The 14,114-nt window shown below is 62.0% G+C and carries 14 protein-coding genes and 1 tRNA gene; 10 read left to right on the plus strand and 5 right to left on the minus strand.

What is annotated here, in order from left to right; all coding sequences use genetic code 11:
- Positions 1-38: 38 nt before the first annotated feature.
- Positions 39-563, minus strand: coding sequence for a hypothetical protein (locus LB558_RS00550; RefSeq protein WP_224695628.1), 525 nt, complete (start codon positions 561-563; stop codon positions 39-41).
- 162 nt (positions 564-725) lie between these two features.
- Positions 726-2,201: a trigger factor gene (gene tig, locus LB558_RS00555; RefSeq protein WP_224695629.1), complete on the minus strand. Its 1,476-nt coding sequence runs from the start codon at positions 2,199-2,201 to the stop codon at positions 726-728.
- Positions 2,202-2,575: 374 nt separating this feature from the next.
- Between tig and LB558_RS00560 the strand changes: the two genes are divergently transcribed.
- Positions 2,576-2,660 (plus strand) — tRNA-Leu (locus tag LB558_RS00560).
- Positions 2,661-2,706: 46 nt separating this feature from the next.
- On the opposite strand, the gene LB558_RS00565 is transcribed toward LB558_RS00560, so the two are convergent.
- Positions 2,707-3,285, minus strand: coding sequence for an NUDIX domain-containing protein (locus tag LB558_RS00565; protein WP_224695630.1), 579 nt, complete (start codon positions 3,283-3,285; stop codon positions 2,707-2,709).
- A 224-nt stretch (positions 3,286-3,509) separates the two neighbouring features.
- On the opposite strand from LB558_RS00565, the gene LB558_RS00570 reads away from it, so the two are divergent.
- The 3 genes from LB558_RS00570 (at position 3,510) to LB558_RS00580 (ending at position 5,412) form a co-directional block, all read left to right on the plus strand.
- Complete coding sequence (locus LB558_RS00570) at positions 3,510-4,613, plus strand: NADH:flavin oxidoreductase/NADH oxidase (RefSeq protein WP_224695631.1); 1,104 nt, start codon at positions 3,510-3,512, stop codon at positions 4,611-4,613.
- Positions 4,614-4,863: 250 nt separating this feature from the next.
- Positions 4,864-5,142, plus strand: coding sequence for a DUF982 domain-containing protein (locus LB558_RS00575; protein WP_013532012.1), 279 nt, complete (start codon positions 4,864-4,866; stop codon positions 5,140-5,142).
- A 30-nt stretch (positions 5,143-5,172) separates the two neighbouring features.
- Positions 5,173-5,412: a DUF2188 domain-containing protein gene (locus LB558_RS00580; RefSeq protein WP_013532013.1), complete on the plus strand. Its 240-nt coding sequence runs from the start codon at positions 5,173-5,175 to the stop codon at positions 5,410-5,412.
- A gap of 79 nt (positions 5,413-5,491) precedes the next feature.
- Here LB558_RS00580 and LB558_RS00585 read toward each other — a convergent pair whose 3' ends face one another.
- Both LB558_RS00585 and LB558_RS00590 read right to left on the minus strand, forming a co-directional pair.
- Positions 5,492-5,773: a hypothetical protein gene (locus LB558_RS00585; protein WP_224695632.1), complete on the minus strand. Its 282-nt coding sequence runs from the start codon at positions 5,771-5,773 to the stop codon at positions 5,492-5,494.
- A 60-nt stretch (positions 5,774-5,833) separates the two neighbouring features.
- On the minus strand, positions 5,834-6,076 hold the full coding sequence (locus LB558_RS00590; RefSeq protein ID WP_224695633.1) for a hypothetical protein: 243 nt from the start codon (positions 6,074-6,076) through the stop codon (positions 5,834-5,836).
- 128 nt (positions 6,077-6,204) lie between these two features.
- Here LB558_RS00590 and LB558_RS00595 point away from each other — a divergent pair, with 128 nt between their 5' ends.
- The 6 genes from LB558_RS00595 to LB558_RS00620 all read left to right on the plus strand — a co-directional run bounded on the left by LB558_RS00595 (position 6,205) and on the right by LB558_RS00620 (position 14,075).
- Complete coding sequence (locus tag LB558_RS00595) at positions 6,205-6,948, plus strand: competence/damage-inducible protein A (RefSeq protein ID WP_224695634.1); 744 nt, start codon at positions 6,205-6,207, stop codon at positions 6,946-6,948.
- 81 nt (positions 6,949-7,029) lie between these two features.
- Entirely contained in the window at positions 7,030-7,863 is an 834-nt protein-coding gene (locus tag LB558_RS00600; RefSeq protein WP_224695635.1) for a universal stress protein, read from the plus strand.
- Between the two features lie 126 nt (positions 7,864-7,989).
- Positions 7,990-8,490: a xanthine phosphoribosyltransferase gene (gpt, locus tag LB558_RS00605; RefSeq protein WP_127259671.1), complete on the plus strand. Its 501-nt coding sequence runs from the start codon at positions 7,990-7,992 to the stop codon at positions 8,488-8,490.
- 213 nt (positions 8,491-8,703) lie between these two features.
- Positions 8,704-9,192 (plus strand): NUDIX hydrolase, encoded by a 489-nt coding sequence (locus tag LB558_RS00610; RefSeq protein WP_224695636.1) that lies wholly within the window; start codon positions 8,704-8,706, stop codon positions 9,190-9,192.
- A 129-nt stretch (positions 9,193-9,321) separates the two neighbouring features.
- Complete coding sequence (locus LB558_RS00615) at positions 9,322-9,633, plus strand: PilZ domain-containing protein (RefSeq protein ID WP_224695637.1); 312 nt, start codon at positions 9,322-9,324, stop codon at positions 9,631-9,633.
- Between the two features lie 659 nt (positions 9,634-10,292).
- Entirely contained in the window at positions 10,293-14,075 is a 3,783-nt protein-coding gene (locus LB558_RS00620) for a vitamin B12-dependent ribonucleotide reductase (RefSeq protein WP_224695638.1), read from the plus strand.
- Positions 14,076-14,114: the final 39 nt, after the last annotated feature.

Raw genomic sequence — 14,114 nt, forward strand, 5'->3', positions numbered from 1 at the left:
GCAAGCCGTTCTTATAGCCGCCTCGGATCGCGGTCCGTTTACGGCGGATCAGTGTTGCAGCTGCCGGCAACCTGGTTGACCGCTTTGCCGAACCCGGCGAGGTCGAAATCGGCCTCGCCCCGCCCCGCCAGCAGCCCGAACCGCCATGAAAGCTGGAGCCGATTCGCGGCGACAAGGCGCCTGATGCCATCGGCGCCGTCGCGCACCAGCATCCGGCCGCGCGGCCCAACCGACCAGCTCTCATCGACCTTGCTGCCCTGGTCCACCGTGACCGACATGGTGATCTTGCGGCTGGCCGAGACGGCGTCGTTCAGTTGCAGCCATTCGGTCCAGTGCGGCTCGCCGTTTGCCCGGCAGGCAATCGTCAGGATCGGGCTGTAGCTCAAGGCGCCGCCACCGGTGATCAGCTTGTTGGTGGCGTACACAGAAGCCTTGACCAGGCCGTCTTCGCCGGTTTCGAACCGCCAATTGTCAGTCACCGTTTGGGCCTGGGCAATGCCGCAGACAGAGACAAGGACCAGCGCAATTGCCGCAGCGTATCCCAATTCGACGAACAGTCTCAACACGCCCTCCAACAACCAAGCGGCTTGCAATAGAAGCGCAGATAATGATCAAAGCTTGGTCGCCACAGGCCATAGCTCGCGAAGCGTGCCGGCTGTTGCAGTTTGGCAACGAAAAAAGGCCGCCTCGAGGGCGGCCTTTCCTGTTTCAGCGGAGCGCTGGTATTATTCGGCGTCCGTGCCGGCCTTCTTCTTCGGCGCGGCCTTCTTCTTGGGCTCTTCCGCGTCGTCGGCCTTCTTGGCGTCGGCCTTCTTGGCGGCGGCTTTCTTCGCCGGCTTCGCCTTGACCGCGGTGTCGTCCTCTTCGTCGTCGGCCATCAGCTCTTCCTTGCTGACCTTGACGTCGGTGACCGAAATCTGACCGAGCAGATGGTCGACCACCTTTTCCTCGAACATCGGCGCCCGCAGCGTGTTCAACGCTTCCGGATTGTTGCGGTAGAACTCGAAGACTTCCTGCTGCTGATTGCCTGGATAGCGGCGCACCTGCTCGAACAGGCCGCGCTGCAGCTCTTCGTCCGATACGGTCACGCCGGCCTTCTCGCCGATTTCAGCCAGCACCAGGCCGAGGCGCACGCGGCGCTCGGCAAGCCGCAGATACTCGGCACGCGCCTCTTCTTCCGTCGTCTCTTCGTCGGCAAAGGTGCGTCCGGCTGCTTCCAGGTCACGATTGACCTGCGCCCAGATGTTGTTGAACTCGGCGTCGACGAGCTTCGACGGTGCCTCGAACGAGTAGGACGCGTCGAGCTGGTCGAGCAGTTGGCGCTTGACCTTCTGGCGCGTCATGGCGCCGAACTGGTTCTCGATCTGGCCGCGCACGACGTCGCGCAGGCGCTCCAGCGACTCCAGGCCCAGGTTCTTGGCGGTCTCGTCGTTGATTTCCAGCGCGCCGGGCTGGGATACTTCCTTGACGGTGACGTCGAAGGTCGCTTCCTTGCCGGCCAGATGCGCGGCCTGGTAGTTTTCCGGGAAAGTCACAGTGACCTGCTTTTCGTCACCAGCCTTGGCGCCGACCAGCTGGTCCTCGAAGCCGGGGATGAATTCCTTCGAACCCAGCACCAGCGGCTGATCGGTGCCGGCGCCGCCATTGAAGGCTTCGCCGTCGATCTTGCCGACATAGTCGATGGTGACGCGGTCGCCATTGGCGGCCTTGCCGGTCTTCGGCTCGTAGCTGCGCGCCGATTCGGCAACGCGCTGGACCTGCTCGTCGATCTCGGCATCAGGCACGTCGAACACCTGGCGCGTCACCTTGATGTCGGAAAAGTCCTTGATCTCGATCGCCGGGATGATCTCGTAGTTGAGGCGGAATTCGAAGTCGGCGCCGCCGGCCAGGATCTTCTCGGCTTCCTTCTCGTCCTCGGTCATGATGACTTCGGGCTGCATGGCAGCCTTTTCACCACGCCCAGTAATGATCGAACGGGTCGAATCGTTGAGGATTTCGTTGACCACTTCGGCCATGAACGACTTGCCGTAGACCTTGCGCAGGTGCTGCACCGGCACCTTGCCGGGGCGGAAGCCGTTGATGCGGACCTTGTTGCGGGCATCCGAAAGCCGCGCCATCAGCTTGGCTTCCATGTCACCGGCCGGCACGGTGATCTTGATCTCTCGCTTGAGACCGGAGTTGAGCGTTTCGGTGACCTGCATCGTAAAACCTTTGTTTTCACCAATGAGACTGCCACGGCCTCTGCCGTTCACAGCCTGCCGGTATATTCTTGCCGGGAATGGCTTTTGGTACGGAACCTGGCGATTTGACCGAAAACCCGGCTCAAACTCTCCCAAACTGCGTTCCAAAATGTGAATAAGTTCCTGTTTTTCCTACTTCTTATCACATTCTGCAGAAGCGGATCGTCGCGTCCCGTCACATTTGACACGCCTTTTGTCACAGGCGAGGCCAATTTTCAACAGTCTTCGCATTCCGGCGAATAACCAGCATTCGGGCCTGACCCACATCTTGTCGCTGACCCACATCTTGTCTCTGACATTGACAGAATGATGGCTACATGGGATTGCCGACCCATGCGGATGTGGCGGAACTGGTAGACGCCCTGGATTTAGGTTCCAGTGCCGAAAGGCGTGGGGGTTCGAGTCCCTTCATCCGCACCACCCTTCGCTCTTCGAGCTTCGGGTGGCGGGCCACCCGAAGCTCGGTTCAGGCTGCGATCGGATTGAGTTTCAGATGCTGGATCAGGATAATGGTCTTGGCGTCGAGGATACGGCCCTCGGCGATGCCGGCCAGTGCCTCGTCGAGCGGCATTTCCAGAACCTCGATGTCCTCGCCCTCTTCTTGCGCGCCGCCGCCAGCCGAGATGCGGTCGGCGGGTGAATAGCGGGCGATGAAGAACCAGAGCCGTTCGGTGACGCTGCCGGGGCTCATATAGGGCGAAAACAGCCGCTCGATATCCTTCAGGCGGTAACCCAGCTCTTCCTCGGCTTCCTTGCGGATGGCGGTCTCTGGATCGTTTTCGTCCAACAGGCCGGCACAGGCCTCGATCAGCGGTTCGCTATGACCGGTTACATAGGCGGGATAGCGGAACTGGCGCACCAGAAGCACGGTCGAACGCAAGGGGTCGTAGGGCAGGATCACCGCGCCGTCGCCGCGATCATAGGTCTGGCGGATTTGCGTCTCCCACTGACCGTCGCGCCGACGGTAGTCCAGGACGGTCTTCTTCAAGACGGCCCAGTCGTCGGAAAGGATTTCCTCCGAACGGACCCGAATACGATCTTCCATCGTGGTCTCCATGCGAAAGCGCATCGCGCTTATGCTCCTGTTTTATGCATGTCGTTCTCCCAAAACCGGAGCCACTTTTGGGCGACATGCTTGGCCGAGGCGTAGCCGCGAACCGGCATTTCGGCAATCCCGTCACTGATTGGTCCAGAAGCCCTTTCACCGCCTCGTGTCTGGCGCAGGCGCCATCGGTCGCCTAAATAGCTGCGAACCTCCCGGAGTTTCTCATGACAGCGTCGCTTTTCCAGCCGATCACCCTCGACGGCCTCACCTTCCCCAACCGCATCGCCGTCGCGCCGATGTGCCAGTATTCCGCCGAGGACGGCTCGGCCAGTGACTGGCATCTCCATCACTGGATGAACCTCGCAATGTCCGGCGCCGGCATGGTCACGGTCGAGATGACCGATGTCGAGCGGCGCGGGCGTATCACCCATGGCTGCCTCGGCCTTTATTCCGAAGACAATGAAGCGGCCGCCCGCCGCGCGCTGGACGCCGCACGACGCGTCGCCGCACCCGGCACGAAATTCGGCTCCCAACTCGCCCATGCCGGCCGCAAGGCTTCGAACCGCAAGCCCTGGGAGGGCGGCGGGCCCTTGCAGCCAAACGAGGATCCCTGGCAGACCGTCTCCGCCTCGGCCATCCCCTACGACACCGGCTGGAACGTGCCGCACGCACTGGAGGACGAGGAGATCCTGCAGCTGATCGAGCGCTTCACTGATGCGGCAAGGCGAGCCGAACGCGCCGGCTTCGACTTCCTCGAACTGCACGCCGCGCACGGCTATCTGATCTTCCAGTTCCTATCGCCACTGTCCAACCAGCGCACGGACCGTTGGGGTGGCTCGCTGGAAAACCGCATGCGTCTTGCCGTCGAAATCGCCAAGGCGGTGCGCAAGGCGGTGCCAAAGCTGATGCTCGGCGCAAGGCTGTCGGTGAAGGATTGGGTCGACGGCGGCTTCGACGTGGCGGACGCGATCGAAGTGGCCAAAGCACTCAAGGACGAGGGCGTTGCCTATCTCTGCTGCTCGAGTGGCGGCAATTCGCCGTTGCAGAAATTGCCCACCGGCCCCGGCTACCAGGTGCATCTGGCGGAAGCCGTGCGCAAGGGCGCTGATATTCCGACCCGTGCCGTCGGCCTGATCGACGATCCGAAGCAGGCCGAAACGATCCTCACCGAGGGCCGCGCCGACATGGTGGCGCTGGCGCGCGCCTTCCTGGCCGATCCGCGCTGGGGGTGGCGTGCGGCGGCGACGTTCAGCGAGACGATCCACCCGGCGCCACAGCTTGCCCGTTCGGTGACCACGATGCAGCACTGGATGAAGGCGGCGGGCTGATCGGTCGCGCTCCCGACACGGTGCGCCCCCCCCAGACGGCTTGACGGTGTTTCGCTGCTATTCCGTCCGCAAGCTGTTGCGTGGAGCGAGACTGCGGCGGGCGCGGCCGGGCGTGGGAGGAAACCTGTTCAGGCATTCTTGCCGTTGCGGCGCTGACCGCAGGTGTAGAGTCTTCAAACAGCCTCTGAGACGTTTGGGCGCAGGCTGACGGCCATGGTTGCAACCAAATTGGCTGCTTTGCGTTGCGGCCATGATGGACAACAAACCTTTTGAAGTGCCGGTCGTCGTCGAACTTGGCCACGTCGGCAAATATCGCCACATCCGCAGCGCCCAGGAGGCCGCGGAGTGCCTGATGACGGTGTGGCCGCTCAATCGCGGCCCGCGCCATCGTGATGCCCTCGACACTTGCCTCAAAGTGCTGGAAGGTTATCGTTCGACAGCAGATGCGCGCCGGGCGCTGATTGAAGCCGCCAAGGAATCGGAAGTGCTGGTGCCCGACGACAGACTGCCCGACGACCGGCTGCATTGAGCAGACGGACCTTTCAACCGGAGGTTTTCCATGGCGAAGCTGACTTACAAGATCGTCGAGCATGACGGCGGCTGGGCCTACAAGGTCGGAGCGACCTTTTCCGAGACGTTCCCCACGCATCAGGACGCATTGCGCGCAGCCGAAATCGCCTCGGCCGAGCAGCAGGTCGCCGGGGCGACAGACGGCATCCAGTATGAGGATGCCGAAGGCAAATGGCACGAGGAACTGGCCGACGGCCGCGACCGGCCGCAGACAGAAGTCTCAGATTAATTCCGGTAATTTTTATCGGGCAGGCAAGCCGCCGGCCGCAGACGTCGAGAAAGTCCGCGGCCAGCAGCTGCCCGTGGCATCATTTGCCGCAATACTGATCGTTGACGTTCCCCTGGGCATTCGCATCAGGGCCGGGCGTGTGATCGGCACATGGGCCAGTCGCGCCGGTGTTGCCCAAGGTATTCAACCCGGAGCCATCTGCATTGATGCTGCCGGTGGTGCTGGGATCGACAGTCGTTTGGTCTTCATTGCCGAACAGCCACCAGCTGTGGTTTGAATAGGTGCTGTCCGACGACTGCGCCATCGCCGATGTGGCGAGACCAACCGTCAGGACGGATGCTGCTAGAAGTTTGGTGTACATTTTGGATTACTCCATATCTCATCGTCTTTGTCGTCTTGGGAGCGACACAGGTGAAACCCGTCAATCAACCGATGGTTCCTTGAAATTGTCGTGAAGCTGGCTGGATGTCGGATCGGAGAATGCACGGATTGCAAGGCGTTTGATGAAGGCAATGACCCGTTCAGGCTCGTTGAATTGCGACATCTGGCCGAGCCCTCCGACGGCTTCGAAATCAAGCCTGTCGATCCTGCTTCGCATGGGATCGCCGTGGGTACGGGTGTCGATAACGCGGTCGGCCGTTCCGAAAAGAATCGCGGCCGGCATGGCGATCTCGCCATAACGCTTCTCGATGCTATCCCGGCATATAGGTGCAGCTTGTTCGCCGCTCGAGCGGCATTGCGGCCGCTGCCGTGCCGCGCTATCTCAGGCGACCCGTCATGCCGGAGCCTTCCATGCCTGAAATCGTGACCGCCGCCATGCTCGTCATCGGCGATGAGATTCTGTCCGGCCGCACCAAGGACAAGAACATCGGCCATCTCGCCGACATCATGACGGCGATCGGCATCGACCTGAAGGAAGTGCGCATCGTCCCTGACGAGGAAGACGAGATCATCGCGGCGGTGAATGCCGTGCGCACGCGCTACACTTATGTGTTCACCACCGGCGGCATTGGTCCGACGCATGACGACATCACGGCCGATTCCATTTCCGAGGCTTTTGGCGTGCCTTGCGAATATGATGCCCGGGCCTATGCGATGCTGGAAGCAAGCTATGCCGCGCGCGGCATCGAATACACGCAGGCCCGCAAGCGCATGGCACGGATGCCGCGCGGCGCCGACCTCATCGACAATCCGGTGTCGGTCGCGCCTGGCTTCCGCATCGGCAACGTCCACGTCATGGCTGGCGTGCCATCGATTTTCCAAGCCATGCTCGACAATGTCGTGCCGACGCTGAAGGCCGGCACGAAAATGCTGTCGGCGACCGTGCCCTGCCCGTTCGGCGAAGGTCTCATCGGCGGGCCGCTGGGTGATATCCAGAAAGCGCATCCCGATACGATCATCGGCTCCTATCCGAAATATGGCGATGGCAAGTTCTGGACCGAGCTGGTCGTGCGTGCCCGCAGCCAGGAGGCGCTGGACGCCGCCCGCGCCGATGTCGAGGCGATGGTCGCCGGCTTCGCCAGCAATCCCGGCTGATCTGGCCCAGCCCGGAACAAAGCACGACGCTGCAACGTTTCCCTGGCACGAGTTCGCCAGCTCGTAAACTGAGGGGTTGTCATGCGATTCAAAACCATCGTCGCCATTCTGCAGAACGAGCAGGACGCCGAGCGCGTGCTCGACTGTGCCATTCCGCTCGCCACCCGGTTCCAGAGCCATCTGGTCGGCATCCACGCCGAAACGCTTCCCGTGCCCTACACCTCTGCCACAGGCTTTCCCGACACCGAATTCCTGCAGGTTTCGGCAGATATGAACCGGGAACGGGCCGAGAAGTTGAGGACGCTGTTTCTCAGGCATATCGAGGATTCCGGCCTTTCCTTCGAGTGGCGAAGCCTCGAGAGTTTTTCGGGTGACAGCGCGCTGACCGGGATTTCGAGCGTGCGGGCCGCCGACCTGATCATAGCGGCGCAGCGCGATACGGGCGGCGATTCCAGCGCGGACGTAGACACGCTGGTCTACGATGCCGGTCGGCCGGTGCTGGTGGTGCCGCACGAGGGTCCGCTGATCACCACCTTCAAACGCGTCTTGCTCGCCTGGAACGGCAGCAAGGAAGCGGCGCGCGCCGCCTTCGACGCGCTGCCCTTCATCATCGAAGCCGAGAAGACCGACATATTGGTTATCGACCCTCCTGAAACGCTCAACGACAGCCCGGAGGCCGCCGGCGCCGAAATCGCGTCGGCGCTATCGCGCCACGGCGCCACCGTCAGCGTCTCGGTGCAGCAATCGGGCGGCAGTTCGGTCGATGACATCATCCAGACCAGGATCGCGGAAACCGGCGCCGATCTGCTGGTGCTCGGCGCCTACAGCCACTCATGGCTGCGTCAGCTTCTGTTCGGCGGTGTGACGCGCAGCGTGCTGCGCACCGCGCCGGTGGCAGCCTTCCTGTCGCGGTAAGTCCACAGCGATCGCTCGCCCTTGCCAAGGCCCCTGCTCTTGCCAAGATGGGGGCTTTCCAGCTAATTCCGCGCGCATTCCCCTGTTTTCTTGCGCGCGATCCCCGCGTGCTGTGGAGTGCGCGACATGTCCCTTCCCGAAAAAGCCTTTCCGGTCTCCTGGGACCAGTTCCATCGTGACGCTCGCGCGCTCGCCTGGCGGCTTGCCGGCGCCAATAAGGGGCAATGGAAAGCGATCGTCTGCATCACGCGAGGCGGGCTGGTACCGGCGGCGATCATTTCGCGGGAACTTGGCATCCGCGTCATCGAGACGGTCTGCGTCGCCTCCTATCACGACTATACAAGCCAGGGGCAGTTGCAGGTCCTCAAGGAGATCACCCCCGCCCTGCTCGACGAAGATGGCGCCGGCGTGCTGATCATCGACGACCTGACCGACACCGGCAAGACGGCGGGCATCGTGCGCGCGATGATGCCCAAGGCGCATTTCGCCACCGTCTATGCCAAGCCGAAAGGCAGGCCGCTGGTCGATACTTTCGTCACGGAAGTCAGCCAGGACACCTGGATCTATTTCCCTTGGGACATGGGCTTCACCTACCAGAAGCCGATCGCCGACGACCACGCAGGCTGATTCGCAACAACCTGCGTGTTACAGACCAGCAGCTTGCACCGGGCATGGATTTGCTTTCGCAAACAGGTCCGGCAGGGCCGGATATTTTGCGAAATGGACGTCTATTGGCGGAAATCGGCCAGGCGAATGAAATTTTTTACTTTTATTGCCGACAATTAGCCGTAAGATTCGTGAGACGGCAAACGATTCCGGAGGCTGGGGCTAGCTTCTTCGATGTTGACGAGGCCAACGACACACAATCATCTGGCCGAAAGGGTACGACGGCTCTTCGGCACGGCGCCGTGCCGCCTGCAGGTTGCCGCCCTGCCTTGGCGCGACACGGAAGACGGCGTCGAGATCATGCTGATCACCAGCCGCGATACCGGCCGTTGGGTTTTGCCCAAGGGCTGGCCGGAGGCCAGGGAGCCGCTCTGCGAGGCCGCGGCGCGCGAAGCCGGCGAGGAGGCTGGGCTGCGCGGCCGTGTCTCTCATCTTGAAGCCGGCCGTTACTTTTACGCCAAGGTACTGGCTTCCGGCGAAGAAGTGCCGTGCGAGGTTCTGGTGTTTCCGCTGCATGTCGACAAAGTCGCGGACCGCTGGAAGGAAAAACACTCACGCACCCGCAAATGGGTCCGCGCAAGCGAAGCGGTGCGCATGGTCAACGAACCCGATCTTTGCCAGATCATCGCCTATTTCTGCGCCGACCCGCACAGCTTCTCCTGACGGCCACACCGCGCGCTTTGCAAAACGGGGCTGGCTTGCAAAGGCCAGACACGCGTTGCCGCGCATCGGCATGAATGCTTTGCTAAGGAATCAAGGGTAGGATTCGGCAGCTCTGGTATTTTTTGATCGATGGCGAATCCCGCAAATCCAACTCCAAACGAGTCCGACGAGCCCCAGCGCGAGCGTCGTCCGCGCGTGCTCAAGGGCGGGTCGATCATCACCGGAATTTCGAATTCGGAAGTCGGCTGCACGCTGCGCAATCAACACGAAGGCGGCGCCGAACTGAAGGTGCCGCTGGAATCCCGGGTTCCCGATCGCTTCCTTCTCTATGTGCCGCTCGACGGCATTGCCTATCGTTGCGAGGTCCGCTGGCGACGCAATGACCGTATCGGGGTGCAGTTCACCGGCACCGAGCCAAAACCCCGGCTTCACTACGGCTGATCTTACCGGGACGGTTGGGCAAGCTCGCGCCGGGACCGTCTTCACGACCTTTGGATCGTTGCCGCGTCTGGATTGCCTCGTGGCCACAAAATTGCGACCGCCGCACCGCATTCTATCCCCGTTATCCACATATGTGACACACAAGATGTTGGGGTCACAAAAGCTACGTAAACGAATCCTTGACGGCGCAAAACGAGTCGCCTTTTATAGGCCATGCGCTCCTGTTGAGAGTGCGACCGGAAAGTTCTGAGCCCGGTCTTTTCCCGGACTATGTGCGTTTTGCTCGCATTTCCGCCTGTTTACGAGGCCGGCGGAAGCGTTGGAATCGCGGGGCGGTTGGGGTCGGTAGGGACAATTGTCGGGCTTGAATAAATTGTCTGTTAATACTATATTTAGTGTTTGCAGGTAGGTTCGACCCTAGATAGTGTGAATTTCCCTTGATCGAGGGAATCGGAAAAAATCAGCTTTGAGGGACCCGTGGGTTCGTCGGCGCGTTGGACAGGCACTTCGCAAGGAGTTTGACCAGCAGGGCCGGCGGAAGCTGCGAAATGGAGAGTCGGCCGTTTTCGAACGCCGGCAGACGGCGGACATGCGCGTTTCGCATCGGGGCAGAAATCCCTGGGGAAAAGCGCTATATATAGACAAAAGGGACCGGACCAATGCGCATCGAGCGTCGTTTCACCAAGCCAGGACAGTCTGCCTATGCGGAGATCGAATTCCGCAAGGCGCTTTCGGAGATCAAGAATCCGGATGGCTCGGTGGTGTTCCGCTTGGACAATATCGACGTGCCGGCGCAGTTCTCCCAGGTCGCAGCCGATATCCTGGCACAGAAATATTTCCGCAAGGCCGGTGTTCCGGCGCGCCTGAAGAAGATCGAAGAGAACGACGTCCCCTCCTTCCTGTGGCGCTCCGTCGCCGATGAGGCGGAACTCGCCAAGCTGCCGGAAGCCGAGCGCTACGGTTCCGAGATCGACGCCCGCCAGGTCTTCGACCGGCTTGCCGGCACCTGGACTTACTGGGGCTGGAAGGGCGGCTACTTCAAGGGGTCGGAGGAAGACGCGCGCGCCTTCCGTGACGAGCTTGCCTACATGCTGGCCACCCAGCGCGTGGCGCCGAATTCGCCGCAATGGTTCAACACCGGCCTGCACTGGGCCTATGGCATCGACGGCCCCAGCCAGGGCCACTTCTATGTCGACCCGTTCACCGGCAAGCTGACCAAGTCGAAATCCTCCTACGAGCATCCGCAGCCGCATGCCTGCTTTATCCAGGGCGTGCAGGACGACCTCGTCAACGAGGGCGGCATCATGGACCTTTGGGTGCGTGAAGCGCGCCTGTTCAAGTACGGCTCCGGCACCGGTTCCAACTTCTCGCTGCTGCGCGGCGAAGGCGAAAAGCTGTCCGGCGGCGGCCGCTCGTCGGGCCTGATGAGCTTCCTCAAGATCGGCGACCGTGCGGCGGGCGCCATCAAGTCGGGCGGCACGACGCGCCGCGCCGCCAAAATGGTCATCGTCGACGCCGACCACCCCGATATCGAGGAATTCATCGACTGGAAGGTCAATGAAGAGCAGAAGGTCGCCTCGCTGGTGACCGGCTCGAAGATCGTCAAGAAGCATCTCGAAGCGATCATGAAGGCCTGCGTCAACTGCGAAGGCAATGGCGACGACTGCTTCGACCCGTCGATCAACTCCGCACTGAAGCGCGAGATCAAGGCGGCCAAGAAGTCGGCCGTGCCGGAGAACTACATCTACCGCGTCATCCAGTTCGCCAAGCAGGGCTATAGCTCGATGTCGTTCAAGACCTACGACACAGACTGGGATTCGGATGCCTACCTCACGGTTTCGGGCCAGAACTCCAACAATTCGGTGTCGCTGAAGGACAATTTCCTGCGCGCAGTCGAGGACGATGCCGACTGGCACCTGACCGCCCGCAAGGACGGCAAGGTGCTGAAGACGCTGAAGGCCCGGGATCTCTGGGAAAAGATCGGTTACGCCGCCTGGGCGTCGGCCGATCCGGGCCTGCATTTCAACACGACGATGAACGACTGGCACACCTGCGCATCGGCCGGTGCGATCCGGGCGTCCAACCCGTGCTCGGAATACATGTTCCTCGACGACACGGCCTGCAACCTCGCCTCGATCAATCTGCTGCCCTATCGCAACGCCGACGGCACGATCGACATCGCAGCCTACGAGCACACGGTGCGGCTGTGGACCATCGTTCTCGAAATTTCGGTCATGATGGCGCAGTTCCCGTCGAAGGAGATCGCCAAGCAGTCCTACGAATACCGCACGCTCGGCCTCGGCTATGCCAATATCGGCGGCCTGCTGATGACGTCGGGCATTCCCTACGACTCCGATGAAGGCCGCGCCATCTGCGCCGCACTCACCGCGATCATGACCGGCATGGCCTATGCCACCTCGGCCGAGATGGCCGGCGAACTCGGCGCCTTCGCCGATTACGACCGCAATGCGCAGAACATGCTGCGCGTCATGCGCAACCATCGCCGTGCCGCCTATGGCGAGAAGCAGGGCTACGAGAAGCTCGCCGTCAACCCGGTGCCGCTGGTCGCCTCCGACCTGAAGCAGCAGGACCTTGCTGCCCACGCCAAGGCCGCCTGGGACCGCGCCATCGAACTCGGCGAGGAGCATGGCTACCGCAACGCCCAGGCGACCGTGATTGCGCCGACCGGCACGATCGGCCTGGTCATGGATTGCGATACCACCGGCATCGAGCCCGACTTCGCGCTGGTGAAGTTCAAGAAGCTGGCCGGCGGCGGCTACTTCAAGATCATCAACCGCGCCGTGCCGGAAGCGCTGCGCACGCTCGGCTATTCCGAAGCCCAGATCGGCGAAATGGAGGCCTATGCGGTCGGCCACGGCAACCTCAACCAGGCGCCGGCCATCAACCCCGGCGCGCTCAAGGCCAAGGGCTTCACTGACGACAAGATCGCCGCGCTCAACGCAGCCTTGAAATCGGCCTTCGACATCAAGTTCGTCTTCAACCAGTGGACGCTCGGCGCAGACTGGGTGAAGGAGACGTTCGGCTTCACCGACGAGCAGCTCAACGACTTCTCGTTCGAGATCCTGCCGGCGCTCGGCTTCTCCCGGAAGGACATCGAGGCCGCCAACATCCATGTCTGCGGTGCAATGACGCTGGAAGGCGCGCCGTTCCTCAAGGCCGAACACCTCGCGGTGTTCGACTGCGCCAGCCCGTGCGGCAAGATCGGCAAGCGCTCGCTGTCCATCAACAGCCACATCCAGATGATGGCGGCGGCACAGCCCTTCATTTCCGGCGCCATCTCGAAGACCATCAACATGCCCAACGATGCGACGGTGGAAGACGCCAAGGGCGCCTACATGCTGTCGTGGAAGCTGGCGCTGAAGGCCAATGCGCTCTACCGCGACGGCTCGAAGCTGTCGCAGCCGCTCAATTCCTCGCTGCTCGCCGATGGCGAGGACGACGAGGATGATGCCGTCGAGCAGCTGCTCGCCGCACCTGCGGCAGCACGTGCCGCACAGATCACCGAGCGGATCGTCGAGCGCATCATCGAGCGCGTGTCGCGCGAGCAGGAAAAGCTGCCCGGCCGCCGCAAGGGTTACACGCAGAAGGCCAAGATCGGTGGCAACACCATCTTCCTGCGCACCGGCGAATATGACGATGGCCGTCTCGGCGAGATATTCATCGACATGAACAAGGAAGGCGCGACTTTGCGTGGCCTTCTCAACAACTTCGCCATCGCCATTTCGCTGGGCCTGCAATATGGCGTGCCACTCGATGAATATGTGCACGCCTTCACCTTCACCAAGTTCGAGCCGGCCGGCATGGTGCAGGGCAATGACGCCATCAAGAGCGCGACGTCGATCCTCGACTACGTGTTCCGCGAGCTGGCGATTTCCTATCTCGGCCGCAACGATCTCGCCCATGTCGACCAGTCGGACTTTTCCAACACCGCACTTGGCCGTGGCATCAGCGAAGGCAAGACCGATGCGGTCTCCAAGGGCCTGACCCGTGGCGCCTCGCCGGTGAAGCTGGTGTCGCGCGTCAGCGGCAACGATCCGAAAGGCTTTGCGGCTCCTTCGGGCGCCCCTGCCCGCTCAGTGCCGACCGCCTTCTCCGGCTCCAACGTGCTGGCCCTGAAACCAGCCAGCGACGAAGCGGTCGCCTACAAGCGCGACTATGAGGAGCGGGCGAAGGAACTGGCCGAGGACATCGCCTTCGAGGATGCGGCTTCCGAGGCGTCCGACGCCACGGCGGCGCTGTTCACCGACGCTGCGGCCAATGAAGCGGCCGAGGCAAAGAAACTCGCCAACGACCGCCGCGCCAAGTCGCTGCTCCAGGGCTACACCGGCAATTCCTGCTCCGAGTGCCAGAATTTCACCATGGTGCGCAACGGGACCTGTGAGAAGTGCGACACGTGCGGTTCGACGAGCGGGTGCAGCTGAGGACTGATGCCCCCTCGGCTAACGGTTCGCGAAGCATTC

Source organism: Mesorhizobium sp. CO1-1-8 (assembly GCF_020164875.1).
In the GTDB taxonomy this organism is placed as follows: domain Bacteria; phylum Pseudomonadota; class Alphaproteobacteria; order Rhizobiales; family Rhizobiaceae; genus Mesorhizobium.